We start from the raw sequence: 18,100 nt of genomic DNA, 5'->3' as shown, positions 1-18,100 counted from the left end.
TGGACCATCGCAGGCCAACGAGCCATATCGCTACACCTCATCGAGCGTCACTAGTTCTGTCTGTGCGACATTGCCCGGCCAGTCAGAAAGCTTGAAACCGTCCTTGGCACTCTGGGGCAGTTCACCGGCAGTGCGAATCGAATCCACACCTGAAAAGTGTCGCACCCATTGGCGAGTCTCTACCTGGTTGTATTGGGCATCAAACTGCCAACCACCCGCGCTGAGTCACGCGGGTAATGGCCTATCAGAATGAGACAGGGTCAAGCCGTTACGAAGCCAGCACCCCCGTCCCTAGAATGACGGCACTGCATCCGTAATTTCATCAAAAGGGGAATCAAATGAGCATTTTGTCCAAACTGCTGACTACCACTGCAAGTGTTCTTGTATTGTCAATGACCCCAGCGGCGGCTGTTTTGACCGGCTTTGTCGCAACCTCCGCTTATGCCCAGGAAGGCGAAGGCGAGACTGAGGGTGGTGGTGAAACCGAGGGCGGTGGCGAAACCGAAGGCGGTGGCGAGACCGAGGGCGGTGACGAGACCGAAGGCGGTGGCGAGACCGAAGGCGGTGGCGAGACCGAAGGCGGTGGTGAAACCGAAGGCGGTGGCGAGACCGAAGGCGGTGGTGAAACCGAAGGCGGTGGTGAAACCGAAGGCGGTGGCGAGACCGAAGGCGGTGGTGAAACCGATGGCAACTCGGGCGGTGATGAAGGCGGCAGCGAGACCGAAGACGATGGAGACACCGAAGGCAATTCGGGAGATGACGAAGGGTCCACCGAGAATGACGTAGAACGGCCGGGCGAAGATCGCTAACCAAACACGGTTGGTATTACCCGAAAAGCCGATTGATCAGAGCTTTGAAAGCTCAGGATCAAAATCCTTCGGGAAAGTTCAATAAAAAAGGCCGGTGCTGTCCCGCACCGGCCTTTCAACTCTGTACGATATCTTCAGTCGCGCAGCAGCTCGTTGATGCTGGTTTTCGAACGGGTTCTTTCGTCCACACGCTTCACGATTACGGCGCAATAGAGGCTGATATTGTTCTTCGACGGCATCGAACCCGCAACGACCACCGAATAGGGTGGAACCTCGCCATACATGACCTCACCGGTTTCGCGATCCACGATCTTTGTGGATTTACCGATGAATACCCCCATCCCCAGAACCGAACCTTCGCGGACGATGCAGCCTTCGACCACTTCCGAGCGGGCACCAATAAAGCAGTTGTCTTCGATGATGGTCGGACCGGCCTGCATGGGTTCAAGCACGCCGCCGATTCCGACGCCACCTGACAGGTGCACATTCTTGCCGATCTGCGCGCAGGATCCGACGGTGGCCCAGGTGTCGACCATGGTACCTTCGTCAACATAGGCGCCAAGGTTCACAAAGGACGGCATCAGAACCGCACCCGGTGCGATATAGGCTGACTTGCGGACAACACAGTTGGGCACGGCGCGGAACCCGGCGGCGCGCCACTGGCTCTCACCCCAACCGGCAAACTTGCTGTCGACCTTGTCCCACCAGCCACCGGCTTGTGGTCCGCCGGCGTGGATTTCCATATCTTTGATGCGAAAGCCCAGCAGCACTGCCTTTTTGGCCCACTGGTTCACGTGCCAATCGCCATTTTCCAGCTTCTCGGCAACGCGCAGCGATCCGCTGTCCAGCGCGTTCAGTGTTTCCTCAATCGCCTCTCTCTGCTCGCCGGAGCTGGCGGGCGAGATCGTGTCGCGAACCTCCCAGGCGGCTTCGATTGCGGCTTCCAGTTGCGCATTGGACATGAGATCGCTCCCTGCTGAATCTGTTCACGTTGTTTTTGCCTATAAGCAAGCCACACACAGGGCGCAATGCGGCGTAGGCGGGCGGTTTTGCGTCACTGGTGGGACAAAGCCCATCGCCCGGGTGGTTATCCGCAGCCTTTCGCGGCTTTTGTCAGCTGGCCCGGCGTATGTGCCGAACCAGTATCGAGACAGCGGCGGCTGCGTCCCTGCCTTTCATCGCGCGCACGATGGCGGCGTGATCAGTGTCTGCGCGTTGCTTCCACCGGGGACGCCAATAGGCAAACAGATGGCGCGCGCTGGCGATATGCAGATCGTCAATCGTGTGAAGCAGGCGTGGCAATCCGCAGGGCGTCAGGATGGCCCGGTGAAAAGCACGGTTTCCCGCTTCCCACTCCGGCATGGTCCGGGCGGCGTCGCAGGCCAGCCGTGCTTCGTCAATCTTACGCAAGGCGGCTGGCGTCAGGTTCTGAACCGCGTGCTGCATCGCCAGCGATTCCAGTGCCACGCGCATTTCGATGACTTCGCGTACTTCTGATGGGTCCAGCGCGGTGACCCGCATCCCGCGTCGCGGCTCGCTTTTGGCCAGCCCATGCGCCTCCAGCCTCAGCAGAGCTTCGCGCACCGGAACATGGCTGGTCTCGAATGCGCGGGCGATATGGTCCTGACGCAGTTTTTCACCGGCGATCAGGTCGCCGGTGACGATTTGCTGGCTGAGTTTCTGATAGATCGTATCGGCAATGGTCGCGGTCATAGATTGTAGATAAAAATGAAGCCCGCCTTCCACAAGCAGATAATTCAGCCCGCGAACGGGTCCGGGGCAATATTGCCGCCGCAAATCAGAACGGCCACTTTCTCGCCCGGTTCCGGCCGATAGGCACCCGACATCAAGGCCGCCAAAGCCGTTGCCCCCGCCGGTTCCACCAGAAGCCTATGGGCCTGCCACAATGCGCGCTGCGCCTTGGTGATGGCCGCATCCGGGACCAGAACCGATGACATGCCGCGTGCCAGATCGAAACAGATCGATCCGATCCGCCGCGCGCCCAATGCGTTTGCCGCAACCCCTGATACGGACACGTCCACCGGTTCCCCGGCCTGCAACGCGGCGTGCAGCGCGCAGGAGGTTTCCGGTTCGACCGCCACAACCTTTCGCGCACCCTGAAACCAGGCCAAAGCCCCGGCAATCAGTCCGCCGCCACCGACCGCGACAAGAACGGTATCCGCCTGCAAGCCCTGCGCCTCCCACTCGGCGAAACAGGTGCCCTGCCCGGCCACCGTCGCCGGTGCGTCGTAAGCATGGATCTGCATCGCCCCGGTTTCTTCTTCATGAGAACGGGCCTGGGTCAGCGCATTGGCGTATTCGCCGGGAACAACGCTCAGGTCGGCGCCGGTCTGCTCGATCAGCGCAATTTTGGACGGCCCCGCCAGTTCCGGCACAAAAATCTTGGCCGGGTGGCCCAGCGACTGCGCCGCATAGGCCGCCGCCGCACCGTGGTTGCCGCCTGATGCCGCCACAACGCCCGCCTCGGGCACATCCAGGCTGAGCAGCGTGTTGAATGCCCCGCGTGCCTTGAAACTGCCGGTGTGCTGCAAATGCTCCAGCTTCATTTCAACCGGAAACCCCGGAATGCGGCTTTCCATCACCGGCGTGACCTGTGCATAGCCGGCAATGCGATCCCGCGCCGCCGATATTTCACTCTTCCAGTTCATTCTTGTCTTTCCGTGGCTGGCACTCTGTCCGCGAACCCTATAGCTGTTTGAAAAACACGCAAGCAGGGATCGTTCACCCATGAGAGAAGACCGACTCAGCCCCTTCCGCGACGCGCAGACCGACCGGTCGACCGCAAGCGAGGTGCCGGACACGCCACAGACACGGTCGCCCGCCTATCGTCTGGCCTTTGCCGACGAGGACTTCATGTGCCGGGAAGAACTGCGTCCGGTGCGCCTGCAACTGGAATTGCTGAAACCAGAGATGATCATGACCGAGCGCGAGATCACCTCGACCATCGTGATGTTCGGAGGGGCCCGCATTCCCGAGCCGTCACAAAAGCACACCGCTCGGACCAAAACGCTGGCTGGCCTGTCGCAGTATTACGACGAAGCGCGCGAATTTGCCCGGCTGATGACCCTGAAGTCGAAGGAAACCGGCTGCCGCGAAAACGTGATTGTCACCGGCGGCGGTCCCGGCGTGATGGAGGCCGGAAACCGCGGCGCACAGGATGCCGACGGTTACTCGATCGGCCTGAACATCGTGCTGCCGCACGAACAGGCACCAAACCTTTACGTGACGCCGGACCTGAGCTTCAATTTCCACTATTTCGCGATCCGCAAGATGCATTTCCTGATGCGCGCCCGCGCCATCACCATCTTCCCCGGCGGCTTCGGCACGATGGATGAACTGTTCGAGTCGCTGACCCTGATCCAGACCGGTCGTATGGAACGCGTCCCCTTCTTGCTGTTTGGCCGCGCATTCTGGGAAAAGGTCATCAACTGGGAAGCTTTGGCGGACGCTGGCACCATTTCGGACGAAGACCTGGACCTTTTCCGTTTCGTCGACACGGCACAAGAGGCGGTCGGGATCATCGAAAACTGGGAACCCGCCCCGCCCCGCGACGAAATCCCGGGGCGCTGACGGATGACGGCGCCAAAGACCGGAGAAATGCTTCACCTGCGCGGGAATGCCCTGAAAATGGGCGAGCCGGTGGCGCTGCCGCTGACGCAAAGCAGCATGTTCCACTTGCCGGGCCCGCCGGATGGTCACGCGACCTACGGACGCGTCGACAATCCAACATGGGTACATCTTGAGAACGTGCTGGCACATCTGGAAGACGCGCCCTGCCTCAGCTTTCCGTCCGGCATGGCGGCAATATCAGCGGCGTTGTTTGCGACCGTGCAAGCCGGATCGCGCCTGCTGATCCCATCGGACGGATATTACGTCACGCGCCTGCTGGCGGACAGGTTCCTCTCACGCCTTGGCGTGAAGATCGAGGAACGTCCCACCACCGCCTTTGCCGAAGGCGGCTTTGATGGGTTCGATGTGGTCTTTGTCGAAAGCCCTTCGAACCCCGGACTGGACATGATCGATCTGGCAGCCGTAGCCGGGCAGGTGCGCACCGCCGGGGGGCTGACCATTGCCGACAATACGACCCTGACACCGTTGGGCCAGCGCCCGCTGGATCTGGGCATCGACGTCGTCGTGTCTTCGGACACCAAGGCGATGGGTGGGCATTCCGACATGCTGATGGGCCATGTGGCCAGCCGCGACGCCAAGATCATGGAGCGGGTCGAGGAATGGCGGAAGATCTCCGGTTCGATCCCCGGACCTCATGAGGCATGGCTGTTGCACCGCGGGCTGGAAACGCTGGACGTCCGGTTCGACCGCATGTGCGCGTCGGCACAGGTTCTGGCAGAACGGCTGGCGGCGCACCCGGCCGTGAAAAAAGTCCGTTACCCCGGTCTGTCCAATGACCCGTCACACGCATTGGCACAGGCCCAAACAGCGCGGTTCGGCTTTCTGCTGTCTCTGACACTGGATAGCGAGGACACCGCCGAAACCTTCATCAACGCCTGCCCATTGCTGCGCCCGGCCACCTCGTTCGGAGGCATCCACAGCTCGGCCGAGCGTCGCGCACGGTGGGGCGACGCCGTCGATCCTGCCTTCATCCGCCTGTCGGTCGGATGCGAGCCGGTGGAGGAACTGTGGCAGGCCATCGAGGCAAGCCTGAACGCGCTGTGATTACTTCTTGGGCTCACGCAGTTCTGTGAACACGTAGATCGGCAGCACCACGCTGGCGATCAAAGCCCCCAACCAGACCAGCAAAGTTGCAGCCAGCAGATTGGAGATGCCGCCGACCGTCAGGCCCGTCGTCACCAGATCAGTTACCAAAAGGCCTACAAAGGTCACGATCAGCGCGATCCCGCCTTTCAGCGCGGGCGCTTTCTTCTCTCCCAGCTTCAGGATCAGCGGTTCGGCCACGACCTGAACAAGGGTGAATACGATCACCACGACAATGAACGAGATTGGCCGGATCGCGAAACCGGACAACAGAAGTGAGGCGATCAACAACCCGATGGCATTCCCCGCCAGAAGGGCCAGTGCGGATTTTATTCTGCGTGTCATGGGGGCTCCGTCAGAAAACAAGCTGAAATATGCATATGTTATCAGACCTGCGGGAATTTGCGAGCGGTTTCAAAAGCCTCTTCCAATCGGGGCATTGAAATCGCATGATAAAAAACAAGCCCAACGATCAGACGTGACCCGCGAGAGTGAGATGAGCGACGATCCATATTCGGTCCTTGGCGTCCAGAAAGACGCCAGCGCCGCTGATATCAAGAAAGCCTACCGGCGCATTGCCAAGGATTGCCACCCGGACCTGAAACCGGGTGACGCCAAAGCCGAGGCAAAGTTCAAAGCTGCCGCAGCAGCCTATGATCTGCTGAAAGACCCCGAAACGCGGGCGCGCTATGACAATGGCGAAATTGATGCATCGGGCCAGGAGAGACCCCAACAGCAATATTACCGCGACTATGCCGAGGCGGCAGGAAATCCCTATCGTTCGGGTGCGTCTTATGGGGACCCCGAGGATATGTCCGACATCTTTGCCGAGTTCATGCGTGGGCGCGGCGGGCGCGGCCAGCACCGCAGCCATAAATTTCACGCGCCCGGTCACAACCTGAACTATTCGCTTCAGGTCAGCTTTCTGGACGCGGTGTTCGGGGCCAGTCAGAAGCTGACCCTGCCCGATGGTGATCGAATCGAGGTCAAAATCCCCGCTGGCATCACCGATGGTCAGACCATCCGGCTGCGCGGCAAGGGTGCGCCCGGATATGGACAGGGGCCTGCGGGCGATGCGCTTGTCACCATCTCGGTCGCCAAGCATCCGGTCTTTGACCGGCAGGGCGACGACATCCACATCACTCTGCCGATCTCGATCGACGAGGCGGTTCTGGGTGGCAAGGTTCCCGCCCCCACGATTGACGGTGGCGTGAACGTCAGAGTCCCGGCGGGGACCAGCAGCGGCAAGACCCTGCGTCTGCGCGGCAAGGGTGTCAAAAAGCGGGGTGCGTCCGAGCGCGGGGATCAGCTAATCGAACTGATCGTGACCCTGCCGGACAAGGTCGATGATGACCTCAGGGCCTTCATGGAAACCTGGCGGGAATCGCATCGATACGATCCACGCGAGGGGATGCCGTCATGACCCGACACCTGACAGAAGACGAGGTGCTCGCAACTATTGCCCGCCTGACACCGGACCGGCTGTCCGTTTATCTGGCCGCTGAAATTGTGATCCCCGAGCAAACCGAGCAAGGGCTTGTCTACCAGAGCATCGACGTCGCCCGTCTGGAACTGGCCTGCGAACTGCATGATCAATACGAGATGGAGCCCGACGCGCTGTCGATGATGATTTCCCTGATCGACCAGATGCACTGCCTGCGCGCCGAACTGCGCGAGGTTCTGAATGCCGTCGATACCCAACCCGAACAGGTGCGCCAAACCCTGATAGAGGTCATCGGGTCCGCCCGGTTTGGCCGCAGGTGATCGGCGATCAGTTGTTCACAAGGTAGTCTTCCGGCACGAAAAACGTGTAATCCCGATCCGCCACGGCCTCGTGGCAGTCGTGGCAATAGGAAACAGCTTCTGACCGAGCGCCCATCGTGTCACCAAAAAGCGATCCGTCCGGCATAACCATGATATAGCGCCAGTCGCCGGTTTCAGGGCTGGCGCCTTTGGCCAGCTTTTCCATTACGAACATGGCACCCGGGTGCAGATTGCCGGTATCAGTGACCGTCATGCTGTCTTTGGCCAGAACCGACCCCATCGGCAACTCTTCGCCCTCTTGCAGGGTTCCGTAATTATGCGCCATGCGATTGGCGTAGCTGTTCACATAGCGCTGACCGTGTGTGGCCGAGATATAAGGCGCATCGTTGAACAGCGGCCAGCTTTGATAGTTCCGGATCAAATCCATCTGCGCAGCCGCGTACCCGCGCGCCAGACGCTTTTGCAGGGACTTATAGAACTTGCGCGCATCCTTTTTCGACAAATCCGCCGGGTTCTCGATGGCCAGATGCGTGTCTTCATCACTGGACTGAGCCGCCGAGAAAGATGGCAGGGCCGTTGCCATGATCAGGAAAACGAGGGGTTTCAAAAACTGAATCTGGTAACGTGCAATCATACTGGATGACCCACCTGAGTTGAAAAAGGCTTGCCTTGTTTCAGCGCACCTGCATCAGATTCGATCATAACAGGCGCAAATAAACCTGCCACAACCGGTCCATGGCTTTCACCGCCTTGTGCACACGCGTGAACCCCCCGGGCGCTGACAAGATGAAACATAACAAATCGCGCATATAAAGAACAGGCGCGGGAACATTAATTCTCGCGACCGGCAGGGTTGCAAGTGTCAGGGTCAGGTTCCCAGACCGGCCTCGGCCTCGATCTGCTTGCGGGACTTCCGCGCGCGTTCGGTCGCCGATTTCAGCTGCCCGCAGGCCGCCATGATGTCCTCACCCCGCGTCTTGCGGATGGGTGAGGCATAGCCCGCCTGATAGATGATATTCGCAAACGCCCGGATACGGTTGTTCGAGCTGCGCTTGTACGGCGCGCCGGGCCATTCGTTGAACGGGATCAGGTTGATCTTTGCCGGAATGTTATGGCGCTTGATGTGGTCGATCAGGCGGTGCGCGTCTTCGTCACTATCATTCACACCATCCAGCATGACGTATTCGAACGTGATCCGTTCCGAGTTCGACGCGTTTGGATAGCTGGCCAGCGCCTGCAGCAACTCTTCGATGTTCCAGCGCTTGTTGATCGGCACCAGCACATCGCGCGTTTCATCCGTGGTCGCGTGGAACGAGATCGCAAGCAGGCATCCGATTTCCTCGGCAGTCCGTGCAATTTCCGGCACCACGCCCGATGTGGACAACGTGATGCGACGGCGCGACAGGGAAATCCCTTCGGGATCCATGGCGATCTTCATCGCATCGCGGACGTTTTCGAAGTTATACAGCGGCTCACCCATGCCCATCAGAACGATATTCGACAGCAAACGGGTTTCGTCCTTGGGCGCGCCGGGGACGGGCCATTCCTCAAGGTCGTCGCGGGCCATCATTACCTGACCTACAATCTCGGCCGCGGTCAGGTTGCGCACAAGTTTCTGAGTGCCCGTATGACAGAACGAACAGGTCAGAGTGCAGCCGACCTGAGACGAGATGCACAGCGTCCCCCTGTCTTCTTCGGGGATATAGACCACTTCGACCTCATGCCCGCCGGCGATGCGACACAAGTACTTGCGGGTGCCGTCTTCGGACACCTGACGGGTCACAACCTCGGGAACCTCGATGACGAAATGCTCGGCCAGTTGCACGCGATAGGCTTTGGCGAGATTTGTCATCTCGGCAAAGTCGCGCACGCCCCATTGATAGATCCACTGCCAGATCTGGCCGGTGCGCATCTTGGCCTGCTTTTCCGGCGTCCCGTGTTCGATCAGAACCTCGCGCAAGCGGTTACGGGTCAGACCAACAAGGTTTACCTTCCCTTCGGGCAATTTGCGGGGGATGGTCATGACATCCTGAGTGATCGGCGCTTTGGGCGACATGTGGCTATCTCGAAGAATTCTGGCTTGGGATGCGCCTCTATATAGGATTGCGCGCAAAGATCAAAAGGAATCGTGCGACTTAATTTGCCATGCGCAGCAATTCGTCCACGCGCGCCCGACCCAGATCAATGCGGCAGGACGCGATGGCAATCCCGGTTCCAGACCCCCCGCCATACGACGCACCTACGGCGTCACACTGCATATCGCGATACGTGGTCCAAGCTTTTTGTGCGGCCTCAAGTGCGGGTTGCGCGGCCACGCGGCCTGTCACCTCATCCAACTCTGCCGCTGTCTGCATGGCAAAATCGTAACTGGCCTTCACTGCCATGTTTACGCGTTCTTCCATTTTCCCGACGCAAGACCCGATCTCAACCTGCGAACCTGCATCAGAGCATTCCAGGCTGGGGTCGGCTAACGCTGCGGATGAGAATAGAAGTGCTATCAAGACGTAACGCATCATCGTTTCCACATGTGAACCCTTACATCAGGGCACAGTAGCACGTGTTTTCCCGGCGTCCCAATCGCAGTTCGGTCGCAAAGACCATGTCGATGCGACCGAAACAAGTACATTTCGCTTTCAGGGTTTCAGATCAGGCGAATACGTCAAACGCCCGGGGGAAGGATATCGCAATCCGCAGCGTCCAAGGTTTGTACGGGATCTTCCGGGCCACATTGTTCACCGGTCACAGGGTATGTTTCGGCGGTCTTTTCACACGCGCTCAGCAACATCGCGGCCATCATCAGCGCGGCAAGTGATTTGTTCAGCATTGGCAGGTTCCTTCTCAATTCCTGAACCGATTAGTTCAGAAAAAGCGGGTAGCCTGCCTTGATGCGGATCAAGTTCAGGATCGAACGTTGCGTCAAGGAAAAGACTGCATTGCACCTTTTCACGAAAAAGCCCCGCCGGATGACGGGGCCGCATGAACGTGAAGTGAGCGCTTAGTTGGTGCAGCGCTTCTCGGCGTCTTCGATCGCTGCGGTGAACCCCAGCAGCGAGAACGTGTCTTTGGTCTGAGTTCCGCGTTCCGAGCGGGCTGTCAGAACCGCCTCGGTGCCGCGCTTCATGGCTGCAACCACCTTAAGGTCTTCGCCTTCAGTTGCTGGCCAAGCCCATTCGCCCTCGGTGATCAGTTCAAACTCGGTCCCGTCGACGTTCAGATTGACCGTCGATCCAGGCGCAAAGGGATAGCCGCCGGTAAACGTGACCTGCCCTTTAACCTCGGCATTGGGGCGGAAGAACACAAACAGCAGAATATCGCTGCGGCGCACCGAAACCACTCGGCCGCCACGTGTGTTGACCGTTTCCCTTGGCGCAGAAACGCTCCAGCATTCCGTCGGATCGCTTTCGACAAAAACGCTCCAGTCGGTTTTTGCTGCAACCCTGTTGGTGCTGCTTGCCTGTTGGGCCGTTGCGGTTGTTGCCATCCCGGCCATGCACAAGCCCGCAACTGCGCGGACTAGTCTTGATCCCATTTGTCCAGCCTCCTAGCCCGACCCATACCCCAAACCGATCGGACGCGCCCGCGAACCCTTATGGTCCGTCTCTCGTATGTTGCGCATTCCGATAATTGCCGACATACACACACTAACGCAGGTTTCGCCACAGGCGAAAGGGCGATTGGCAGAAATTTGCGCATAATTTCGGAGGATAACATGACGCAGCCCGTGGCAATGACAGAACTGTGGCGCGGCTCGCTGCTGGAAAGCCTGCATCTGGGCCATGCAGTGATCTGTGACGACAGTGGCCAGATCGTAAAAAGCTGGGGCGATCCGCAGGCGGTTATCTATCCGCGGTCGTCTGCCAAGATGATCCAGGCTCTGCCGCTGCTCACCTCGGGTGCTTCAGCCAGATACGGGTTGAACAGCGAACATCTGGCGTTGGCCTGCGCGTCACATAGCGGTGCCGCGATTCACACTGATCGTGTGTCGGCGTGGCTGGATCATCTGGGTCTGGCCGAGCCTGACCTGCGCTGCGGCCCGCAAGAGCCGCAGGACATGGCCGCGCGGGATGGGTTGATCCTGGCCGATGATACGCCGTGCCAGATCCACAACAACTGCTCGGGCAAACATTGCGGGTTCCTTTCGGTGGCGCAGCATATGGGCGCCGGGCCGGAATATCTTGAAATCGATCACCCGGTTCAGCAGGCCTGCCTGGCGGCCTTTGAAGAAACCACGGGTGTATCCAGCCCGACCTTTGGAATTGACGGGTGTTCCGCCCCGAATTTCGCAACAACACTTTCGGGTCTGGCGCGGTCGATGGCCTGGTTCGCCTCGGCGGCGGTCCGATCTGACCGGGCCAGCGATGCCGCGCGCCAACTGACCGAGGCCATGATCGCGCACCCTGAACTGGTTGCTGGCGAAACCCGGGCCTGTACCGAACTGATGCGCGCCATGAATGGTCGCGCTGCAATCAAAACCGGGGCCGAGGCGGTTTTTGTCGCCATCATCCCCGAGAAACGAATGGGCGTTGCGCTGAAAATCACTGATGGCACAACCCGCGCCAGCGAGTGCGCCATCGCTGCTATTCTGGTCAGCCTCGGTGTGCTGGAGGCCGATCACCCGGCCACCCGCAAGTTCATGAACGCCATTCAATACAGCCGCCGTGGGCTGGAATGCGGCGTGATCAGACCAGCACCGGGGTTTCCCGGCTAAGCCCGCTACATCTCGATTTCATGCACCTCGGCCACTTCGACCGAGCCCGAGCCATTGACGACCATTGGACAGCCTTTGGCCATTTCGGTCGCGGCATCAATGCTGTCGGCCCGAACGACCGTGAACCCCGAGGCGGGGTTGGCGCCGCCATTATCGGCAACGCCATTGTTGCTGACCGTATAGGACTGACCCACCGGGTTGCCGGGGATATCCAGCGAATCGCCCATGCCCTGAAACCAAGCACCCCATGCGGCCATGGTCGCCTCGATCTCGGCGGGGTCGGTTGGGGTTGTTCCCCCGTGATAGACAAACAAATATTGGGGCATATCGCTCCTCCCTTTTTGAAAACCTACGTGCACTGGGCCTGCAATTTGCGCAGGGACGATGTCCAGCCCATCTCGTGATTGGCTGCGGCCTCGGCATCCGCGAGTTCGCGGTGATCCACGGTCAGTCGCGCCCCGGTTTGCGTCGCTGCAACGGAAAAGGTCACGTGGCTTTCCGCGCCGCGCTTGTCCTGATCATCATGCCAGGCCCAGGTGAAGCCAACTGACTTCGGCGGATCAACATGGGTCACGTGACCGGACACCTTGAACTGTTTGCCCTCATCGTTCTGCATGACCGAGAACCATGGTCCGGTTCGTGAAAAGTCCAGATCATGCTCGGGCACGTGTACGCCTTCCGGCCCCCACCATCGCAACAGCTTTGCGCCGTCGCTGATCCAGGCAAACAGGGTTTCGGGGCTGACGGGAAATTCCCGTTCGAGTTTCAGGTCGGCCATGAATTCTCCTGTTCAAGAATGTCGCCCAAACGGTCGAGGCTGGCCTCCCAGAACTGCCGCTTGGAAATGGTCCATTCCGCAATCGCGCGCAGGCCATCGGGCTGGATTGAGTAAATCCGTTGAGTGCCGTTCACCCGTTGCCGCACCAGTCCGGCTTCCCGCAGAACCTTGAGATGACGAGAGATCGCGGCACCGGACATGCCCCGGCCTTCAATCAGATCACCGGCGGGCAGCTCACCTTTCTCCATCAGTTGTTCAACGATCGAAAAGCGGGTGGCGTCGGACAGGGCAGAAAAAGCGGTCAGAAGCGTGTTCATGACCCATAATTAACACATACGTTAAATAAAAGGAAGCCTCGATCAGATCGTGACGAATTCCGCGCGTGTGTAGCCCTGCAGGTAAAGCAGCGCCGTCAGATCACCATGGTTGACGCGAACCTCGCACTGCTCAGCGACCGACGGTTTGGCGTGCAGCGCGACGCCGGTTCCGGCGCGGCTCAGCATGCCGAGATCGTTGGCCCCGTCGCCCACCGCAAGAACATCGGCCTCGGCCAGGCCCAGGCGGCTGGTGACCTGCTCCAGGGCTTCAATCTTGGCCTGACGCCCCAGGATGGGGTGCTGGACTTTTCCGGTCAGCTTGCCGTCTTCGAACAGCAGCGTATTGGCCCGGTTTTCGTCAAAGCCCAACAGTTCAGCGACCCGTGCGGTGAAGGCGGTGAACCCGCCAGAGACCAGCGCTGCATAACCGCCATTTGTCCGCATTGTGCCCAACAAGGTCTTACCACCGGGCATAAGTGTAATACGTTCATCCAGAACTTTCTCTATGACGCCGACATCAAGACCTTTCAGCAGGCCGACCCGCTCCGTCAACGCGCCTTCGAAATCCAGTTCGCCGTTCATAGCCCGAGCCGTGATATCCTTGACCCGTTCACCGACACCCGCCTCATCGGCCAGTTCGTCAATACACTCCTGCTGGATCATGGTGCTGTCCATGTCCGCCAGCAGCATCCTTTTGCGCCGCCCTTCCGCTGGCTGCACGATCAGATCGACCCCCATCTGCTGCAAATCCGCCCAGACGTCCCAGCGATTTCCGGGCATCTCTGACAGCGGGAATTCCGCCGCCTCATCCGGGCTGAGCCACAGAATATCGCCGCCGCCCCAGGCATTGCGCAACGACTCGACCAAAGCCTGGTCCAGCGTCCGTGTCTCGGGGCTGGTCAACAGAGTGGCAATGAACATAATCGATCTCCTGCAAGCTCACCTGCGAAGAATCGCGGGTACAGTGTTTCGGCCAGAGGCTGTTGCGAAAACACGCCCCGCTGGGTCAGGTCGTGCCCGCCCGTCATCCGACAGGTGCCTGAAGTTCCACGCGTCCCTGATCCGTCAGCAACCAGCATCTTCGACCTTCGAACACCGCGACACTCACGCTTTTTCCATAGCCCGCGCCGCTGTCCAGATTGACCCGGTTTCCGTAATGGGTCGCCCTGTCTACCGGTGTGTGGCCATGCACAATCAGCTTTGAATACGGCTTCTTGTGCGCATGAAAGGCCTGCCTGATCCAAACCAGATCGTTTTCGTTCTGATCGCTCAGCGACGCGTCGGGGCGGACGCCGGCATGCACGAAAGCAACCTGTTGGGTCTGGTACATGGCAAGAAGATCACGCAGGAAATTCACATGCGACTTCGGAACCGCCGCACGGGCCATTGCGTGCAGGTCTTCAAGCCGGAGGCGATCCTCGAACTCCACCCCGTAGCTGCGCAAGGTCTCGATGCCGCCAAGGCGCTCGTGCAGCCAGTGGTACCCGACCAGCAGATGGGGGTCGTGGCGGGGAACATCCTCCATGAACCAGGCGAACATTCGGTCGTGATTGCCCAGCAGCGTGATCCAGTCCCGGCCTTCACCGCGGCCGGCAATGAGCCTTTCGATCACACCCCGGCTGTCCGGGCCGCGGTCGACATAGTCCCCCAGAAACACGATGCGCACATCCGGCCCGCCATCGCGCTCGACCAGTTGCATCGCCCGTTCAAACTCGGCCACTTGCCCATGCAGATCGCCGACTGCGTAAACTGGCATTGTCATTGGTATCCTCCGGTGACGACCACAGGGAACGTTCTGGCGCAATTGACGACTTTCATAAAGCCGATACCCGCGGGAATGCACCTGCGGGTATCCGTGCGTCTCAGATTCTCAACAGGTGTCAGGCCACATCAAATTCCAGCGGCTTGATCTGCGTGAACAATCCGGTCTCCGCCAGTTTGGCCCGTGCCTCGGCCGGGACGGGTTCGTCAACATAAAGCAAGGCGATCGCCTCGCCGCCAGCTTCGGACCGGCCGAGCGTAAAGTTCGCGATGTTCACACCATGCTCTCCCATGGTCTGTCCCAGCGTACCGATAATGCCCGGAACGTCCTCGTTGGTGGTATAGAGCATGTGCGACCCGATCTCGGCATCGATATTGATGCCCTTGATCTGGATAAATCGCGGCTTTCCGTCGCTGAACACGGTTCCGCCGATCGAACGTTCGCGCTTTTCCGTGACGACAGTCACCTTGATATACCCGTCAAAAGCACCCGATTTGTCCTGATTGGTGGTCGAGATCTTGATACCACGCTCTTTGGCAACCACAGGCGCCGACACCATGTTCACCTCGGGATTGAACTTCTTCATGATCCCAGCGATCACCGAACAGTTAAGCGCCGCCAGGTTCATTTCCGCCGCGACACCATCGTAAAGGATGTTGATCGCCTTGATCGGTTCATCCGTCATCTGGCCAATGAAGCTGCCCAAATGACCCGCCAGTTTAATCCACGGTCCCATGATCTTGGCCTCTTCGGCGGTAACGCTGGGCATGTTCAGCGCGTTCTCGACTGCGCCTGTCAGCAGGTAGTTCGAGATCTGCTCGGCCACCTGAAGCGCGACGTTTTCCTGTGCCTCCGTCGTTGCCGCCCCAAGGTGCGGCGTGCAGACCACGTTGGGCAGGTTGAACAAAGGATTGTCTTTCGCAGGCTCGGCACTGAACACATCGAACGCGGCACCAGCGACGTGACCCGATTGCAGCATTTCGGCCAGCGCCTCTTCGTCGACCAGACCGCCTCGGGCACAGTTGATGATGCGTACTCCCTTCTTGGTCTTGGCCAGATTCTCGCGGCTCAGGATGTTGCGCGTCTGGTCGGTCAGCGGCACGTGCAGAGTGATGAAATCCGCGCGGGCCAGCAGTTGATCCAGGTCGACCTTTTCGACTCCTATCGCGTCGGCTTTTTCCTCGCTCAGATAGGGGTCATAAGCAATGACCTTCATTTTCAACCCATGCGCGCGCTCGCAGACGATGCCGCCGATATTGCCCGCACCGATTACGCCCAGGATCTTGTTGGTCAGCTCGATCCCCATGAACTTGGACTTTTCCCACTTGCCCGCATGGGTCGAGGTGCTGGCCTCGGGAATTTGGCGCGCCACGGCGAACATCATTGCAATCGCGTGTTCTGCGGTGGTGATCATGTTGCCGAAAGGCGTGTTCATCACGATCACGCCCTTTTTCGAGGCCGCTTCCTTGTCGATATTGTCGGTGCCAATCCCGGCGCGGCCGATGACTTTCAGCTTGTCCGCTTTCTCCAGAATTGTCGGTGTGACCTTGGTGGCCGACCGGATGGCAAGACCGTCATATTGGCCAATCACCTCGGCCAGTTTGTCTTTGTCCTTGCCCAGGTCAGGCATGAAATCCACGTCGACGCCGCGATCACGGAAGATCTGCACGGCGGTTTCGCTGAGTTTGTCAGAGACGAGTACTTTGGGAGCCATATTCTTTGGTCCTTGAATTGTATTGGATGTCCGGGCCGGATGTGGCCCGGTGAATAAGATCAGGCGGCCTCAGATTGCGCCGCGATTTCAGCCTCGAAGGCCCATGCCAGCCAAGGCAGCATCGCCTCGATATCCGAGGTTTCGACCGTGCCGCCGCACCAGATGCGCAGGCCCGAAGGCGCGTCGCGATAGGCCCCGATATCCAGCGCGATATTCTCGGCTTCAAGCCGCTTGGCCACAGCCTTGGCGAAACCCGCTCCGTCCTGAATGCGCGCGTCGGTGAACTTCAGACAGACCGAAGTATTCGACTGCGTCGCCGCGTCCTCGGCCAGATTGGCAATCCAGTCATTCTGTTTGCAGAACGCGTGCACCGCACCGGCATTGGCATCCGCACGGGCCATCAGCCCCTGCAACCCGCCGACCGAGCGCGCCCAGTCCAGCGCGAACAGGTAATCCTCGACCGCCAGCATGGACGGCGTGTTGATCGTGGCGCCGGTAAAGATGCCCTCGGTCAGCTTGCCACCTTTGGTCAGGCGGAAAATCTTGGGCAGAGGCCAGGCGGGTGTATAGCTTTCCAACCGCTCGACCGCGCGGGGCGACAGGATCAGCATCCCGTGCGCCGCCTCACCGCCCAGCACTTTCTGCCAGCTGAAGGTGGTCACATCCAGCTTGTCCCACGGCAGGTCCATCGCGAAAGCTGCCGAGGTCGCGTCGCAGATCGTCAGGCCCTGACGGTCATCCGCAATCCAGTCGCCATTCGGAACCCGCACACCCGAAGTCGTGCCGTTCCAAGTGAACACCACATCATTGGCAAAATCGACCGTCGCCAGATCAACAATCTGACCGTAATCCGCAGTCTTGACCTCGGCGTCGATCTTCAGCTGCTTGACCACATCGGTCACCCAACCCGCGCCAAAGCTCTCCCATGCCAGCATCTCGACCTTGCGTTCGCCCAGCAGCGACCAGAGCGCCATCTCAACCGCGCCGGTGTCCGAAGCGGGAACAATGCCGATCTTGTAGTCGGCCGGAATACCCAGAATTTCGCGCGTGCCTTCAATGGCCGCCTTGAGCTTGTCCTTGCCGACAGCGGCCCGGTGCGACCGACCGAGTGCGGCGTCGGCCAGCTTGTTCAGTTCGAATGTAGGGGGTTTGGCGCAGGGGCCCGAAGAAAAACGCGGGTTCGCCGGCCGCAGTTCGGGTTTGCGCACGGCGTCGAGCGACGCCGGTTGTTCGATAGTCATCTGTATTACCCTTCCAGATACACGCCCCTCGTTGGGGAGGGGTGTCCCACGGACAGAGGTATGGTCAGTTTGCACCCGCAGCAAGCAGAAAAGACGCTTCGTTGGGTGAAAACGACATCCAAAAAGGGCACAAATTGGAACGCAGGTTTCCGATTGGCGAAAAACCCCGCCATTTTGCTGGCGGGGTTTTATCTTTCACTCAGCGGCTTCTTCGTATTCTGACATTGGAGGGCATGTGCAGATGAGGTTTCTGTCGCCGTATGCGTTGTCGAC

The 18,100-nt window shown here is 59.6% G+C and carries 22 protein-coding genes; 6 read left to right on the top strand and 16 right to left on the bottom strand.

Features of this window, described 5'->3' with window-relative positions; translation table 11 throughout:
• The first annotated feature begins 338 nt into the window (after window positions 1-338).
• Window positions 339-809, top strand: coding sequence for a hypothetical protein (locus ACR0J2_RS13925; protein ID WP_480812937.1), 471 nt, complete (start codon window positions 339-341; stop codon window positions 807-809).
• Window positions 810-943: 134 nt separating this feature from the next.
• Here the strand turns inward: ACR0J2_RS13925 and dapD are convergent, their stop codons facing one another.
• The 3 genes from dapD to ACR0J2_RS13910 form a co-directional block, all read right to left on the bottom strand.
• On the bottom strand, window positions 944-1,771 hold the full coding sequence (gene dapD / locus ACR0J2_RS13920) for a 2,3,4,5-tetrahydropyridine-2,6-dicarboxylate N-succinyltransferase (RefSeq protein WP_480812936.1): 828 nt from the start codon (window positions 1,769-1,771) through the stop codon (window positions 944-946).
• A 151-nt stretch (window positions 1,772-1,922) separates the two neighbouring features.
• Entirely contained in the window at window positions 1,923-2,522 is a 600-nt protein-coding gene (locus ACR0J2_RS13915) for a GntR family transcriptional regulator (protein WP_170614153.1), read from the bottom strand.
• Window positions 2,523-2,566: 44 nt separating this feature from the next.
• A complete protein-coding gene (locus ACR0J2_RS13910) occupies window positions 2,567-3,478 on the bottom strand; it encodes a threonine/serine dehydratase (protein ID WP_170614152.1) in 912 nt (303 codons plus the stop codon).
• Between the two features lie 79 nt (window positions 3,479-3,557).
• Between ACR0J2_RS13910 and ACR0J2_RS13905 the strand changes: the two genes are divergently transcribed.
• Both ACR0J2_RS13905 and ACR0J2_RS13900 read left to right on the top strand, forming a co-directional pair.
• Window positions 3,558-4,400, top strand: a complete 843-nt coding sequence (locus tag ACR0J2_RS13905) for an LOG family protein (protein ID WP_480812935.1) — start codon at window positions 3,558-3,560, stop codon at window positions 4,398-4,400.
• A 3-nt stretch (window positions 4,401-4,403) separates the two neighbouring features.
• Window positions 4,404-5,504, top strand: coding sequence for a cystathionine gamma-lyase (locus ACR0J2_RS13900; protein ID WP_480812934.1), 1,101 nt, complete (start codon window positions 4,404-4,406; stop codon window positions 5,502-5,504).
• On the opposite strand, the gene ACR0J2_RS13895 is transcribed toward ACR0J2_RS13900, so the two are convergent.
• Window positions 5,505-5,888 carry a hypothetical protein gene (locus tag ACR0J2_RS13895; RefSeq protein ID WP_170679273.1) on the bottom strand — a complete coding sequence of 128 codons (384 nt, stop codon included), beginning with the start codon at window positions 5,886-5,888 and terminating at the stop codon, window positions 5,505-5,507.
• A gap of 151 nt (window positions 5,889-6,039) precedes the next feature.
• Between ACR0J2_RS13895 and ACR0J2_RS13890 the strand changes: the two genes are divergently transcribed.
• Complete coding sequence (locus ACR0J2_RS13890) at window positions 6,040-6,966, top strand: DnaJ C-terminal domain-containing protein (protein ID WP_480813127.1); 927 nt, start codon at window positions 6,040-6,042, stop codon at window positions 6,964-6,966.
• Entirely contained in the window at window positions 6,963-7,307 is a 345-nt protein-coding gene (locus tag ACR0J2_RS13885) for a hypothetical protein (RefSeq protein WP_480812933.1), read from the top strand. Before ACR0J2_RS13890 ends, ACR0J2_RS13885 begins: the two co-directional genes overlap by 4 nt.
• Window positions 7,308-7,314: 7 nt before the next feature.
• On the opposite strand, the gene ACR0J2_RS13880 is transcribed toward ACR0J2_RS13885, so the two are convergent.
• From ACR0J2_RS13880 to ACR0J2_RS13860, 5 genes are all read right to left on the bottom strand, one after another.
• Window positions 7,315-7,914: a cytochrome P460 family protein gene (locus ACR0J2_RS13880; protein WP_480812932.1), complete on the bottom strand. Its 600-nt coding sequence runs from the start codon at window positions 7,912-7,914 to the stop codon at window positions 7,315-7,317.
• A gap of 261 nt (window positions 7,915-8,175) precedes the next feature.
• The gene (gene rlmN, locus ACR0J2_RS13875) at window positions 8,176-9,363 is read right to left on the bottom strand and encodes a dual-specificity RNA methyltransferase RlmN (protein WP_480812931.1); all 1,188 of its coding nucleotides are present in this window, start codon (window positions 9,361-9,363) and stop codon (window positions 8,176-8,178) included.
• 79 nt (window positions 9,364-9,442) lie between these two features.
• Window positions 9,443-9,820 (bottom strand): lysozyme inhibitor LprI family protein, encoded by a 378-nt coding sequence (locus tag ACR0J2_RS13870; protein WP_170679751.1) that lies wholly within the window; start codon window positions 9,818-9,820, stop codon window positions 9,443-9,445.
• A gap of 146 nt (window positions 9,821-9,966) precedes the next feature.
• A complete protein-coding gene (locus tag ACR0J2_RS13865; protein ID WP_170679265.1) occupies window positions 9,967-10,131 on the bottom strand; it encodes a hypothetical protein in 165 nt (54 codons plus the stop codon).
• Window positions 10,132-10,302: 171 nt separating this feature from the next.
• The gene (locus tag ACR0J2_RS13860; protein WP_170614143.1) at window positions 10,303-10,836 is read right to left on the bottom strand and encodes an invasion associated locus B family protein; all 534 of its coding nucleotides are present in this window, start codon (window positions 10,834-10,836) and stop codon (window positions 10,303-10,305) included.
• Between the two features lie 180 nt (window positions 10,837-11,016).
• On the opposite strand from ACR0J2_RS13860, the gene ACR0J2_RS13855 reads away from it, so the two are divergent.
• Window positions 11,017-12,015, top strand: a complete 999-nt coding sequence (locus ACR0J2_RS13855) for an asparaginase (RefSeq protein WP_480812930.1) — start codon at window positions 11,017-11,019, stop codon at window positions 12,013-12,015.
• A gap of 5 nt (window positions 12,016-12,020) precedes the next feature.
• On the opposite strand, the gene ACR0J2_RS13850 is transcribed toward ACR0J2_RS13855, so the two are convergent.
• The 7 genes from ACR0J2_RS13850 to ACR0J2_RS13820 form a co-directional block, all read right to left on the bottom strand.
• Window positions 12,021-12,341, bottom strand: coding sequence for a YciI family protein (locus ACR0J2_RS13850; protein ID WP_170619302.1), 321 nt, complete (start codon window positions 12,339-12,341; stop codon window positions 12,021-12,023).
• Between the two features lie 23 nt (window positions 12,342-12,364).
• Window positions 12,365-12,793 (bottom strand): SRPBCC family protein, encoded by a 429-nt coding sequence (locus tag ACR0J2_RS13845; protein ID WP_170614140.1) that lies wholly within the window; start codon window positions 12,791-12,793, stop codon window positions 12,365-12,367.
• Window positions 12,781-13,110 (bottom strand): ArsR/SmtB family transcription factor, encoded by a 330-nt coding sequence (locus ACR0J2_RS13840; RefSeq protein WP_170614139.1) that lies wholly within the window; start codon window positions 13,108-13,110, stop codon window positions 12,781-12,783. Before ACR0J2_RS13840 ends, ACR0J2_RS13845 begins: the two co-directional genes overlap by 13 nt.
• Window positions 13,111-13,152: 42 nt before the next feature.
• Window positions 13,153-14,031, bottom strand: coding sequence for a phosphoserine phosphatase SerB (gene serB / locus ACR0J2_RS13835; protein ID WP_480812929.1), 879 nt, complete (start codon window positions 14,029-14,031; stop codon window positions 13,153-13,155).
• A 103-nt stretch (window positions 14,032-14,134) separates the two neighbouring features.
• Window positions 14,135-14,872 carry a metallophosphoesterase family protein gene (locus ACR0J2_RS13830; RefSeq protein ID WP_480812928.1) on the bottom strand — a complete coding sequence of 246 codons (738 nt, stop codon included), beginning with the start codon at window positions 14,870-14,872 and terminating at the stop codon, window positions 14,135-14,137.
• A 118-nt stretch (window positions 14,873-14,990) separates the two neighbouring features.
• Complete coding sequence (gene serA, locus ACR0J2_RS13825; RefSeq protein WP_480812927.1) at window positions 14,991-16,586, bottom strand: phosphoglycerate dehydrogenase; 1,596 nt, start codon at window positions 16,584-16,586, stop codon at window positions 14,991-14,993.
• A 59-nt stretch (window positions 16,587-16,645) separates the two neighbouring features.
• A complete protein-coding gene (locus ACR0J2_RS13820) occupies window positions 16,646-17,827 on the bottom strand; it encodes a phosphoserine transaminase (RefSeq protein WP_480812926.1) in 1,182 nt (393 codons plus the stop codon).
• Between the last annotated feature and the right edge of the window lie 273 nt (window positions 17,828-18,100).

Source organism: Ruegeria sp. CG4 (assembly GCF_056537185.1).
The sequence above is the reverse complement of the archived record's forward strand: the minus strand, read 5'-3'. Positions and strand labels throughout refer to the sequence as shown.

Coding starts and splice junctions, on each gene's coding strand:
- ACR0J2_RS13845 (WP_170614140.1), bottom strand. CDS start 12,793: ATGGCCGACCTGAAACTCGAACGGGAATTTCCCGTCAGCCCCGAAACC.
- rlmN (WP_480812931.1), bottom strand. CDS start 9,363: ATGTCGCCCAAAGCGCCGATCACTCAGGATGTCATGACCATCCCCCGC.
- ACR0J2_RS13895 (WP_170679273.1), bottom strand. CDS start 5,888: ATGACACGCAGAATAAAATCCGCACTGGCCCTTCTGGCGGGGAATGCC.
- ACR0J2_RS13840 (WP_170614139.1), bottom strand. CDS start 13,110: ATGAACACGCTTCTGACCGCTTTTTCTGCCCTGTCCGACGCCACCCGC.
- ACR0J2_RS13855 (WP_480812930.1), top strand. CDS start 11,017: ATGACGCAGCCCGTGGCAATGACAGAACTGTGGCGCGGCTCGCTGCTG.
- ACR0J2_RS13865 (WP_170679265.1), bottom strand. CDS start 10,131: ATGCTGAACAAATCACTTGCCGCGCTGATGATGGCCGCGATGTTGCTG.
- ACR0J2_RS13900 (WP_480812934.1), top strand. CDS start 4,404: ATGACGGCGCCAAAGACCGGAGAAATGCTTCACCTGCGCGGGAATGCC.
- ACR0J2_RS13905 (WP_480812935.1), top strand. CDS start 3,558: ATGAGAGAAGACCGACTCAGCCCCTTCCGCGACGCGCAGACCGACCGG.
- ACR0J2_RS13890 (WP_480813127.1), top strand. CDS start 6,040: ATGAGCGACGATCCATATTCGGTCCTTGGCGTCCAGAAAGACGCCAGC.
- ACR0J2_RS13915 (WP_170614153.1), bottom strand. CDS start 2,522: ATGACCGCGACCATTGCCGATACGATCTATCAGAAACTCAGCCAGCAA.
- ACR0J2_RS13870 (WP_170679751.1), bottom strand. CDS start 9,820: ATGCGTTACGTCTTGATAGCACTTCTATTCTCATCCGCAGCGTTAGCC.
- ACR0J2_RS13925 (WP_480812937.1), top strand. CDS start 339: ATGAGCATTTTGTCCAAACTGCTGACTACCACTGCAAGTGTTCTTGTA.
- serB (WP_480812929.1), bottom strand. CDS start 14,031: ATGTTCATTGCCACTCTGTTGACCAGCCCCGAGACACGGACGCTGGAC.
- ACR0J2_RS13910 (WP_170614152.1), bottom strand. CDS start 3,478: ATGAACTGGAAGAGTGAAATATCGGCGGCGCGGGATCGCATTGCCGGC.
- ACR0J2_RS13860 (WP_170614143.1), bottom strand. CDS start 10,836: ATGGGATCAAGACTAGTCCGCGCAGTTGCGGGCTTGTGCATGGCCGGG.
- ACR0J2_RS13830 (WP_480812928.1), bottom strand. CDS start 14,872: ATGACAATGCCAGTTTACGCAGTCGGCGATCTGCATGGGCAAGTGGCC.
- dapD (WP_480812936.1), bottom strand. CDS start 1,771: ATGTCCAATGCGCAACTGGAAGCCGCAATCGAAGCCGCCTGGGAGGTT.
- serA (WP_480812927.1), bottom strand. CDS start 16,586: ATGGCTCCCAAAGTACTCGTCTCTGACAAACTCAGCGAAACCGCCGTG.
- ACR0J2_RS13850 (WP_170619302.1), bottom strand. CDS start 12,341: ATGCCCCAATATTTGTTTGTCTATCACGGGGGAACAACCCCAACCGAC.
- ACR0J2_RS13885 (WP_480812933.1), top strand. CDS start 6,963: ATGACCCGACACCTGACAGAAGACGAGGTGCTCGCAACTATTGCCCGC.
- ACR0J2_RS13820 (WP_480812926.1), bottom strand. CDS start 17,827: ATGACTATCGAACAACCGGCGTCGCTCGACGCCGTGCGCAAACCCGAA.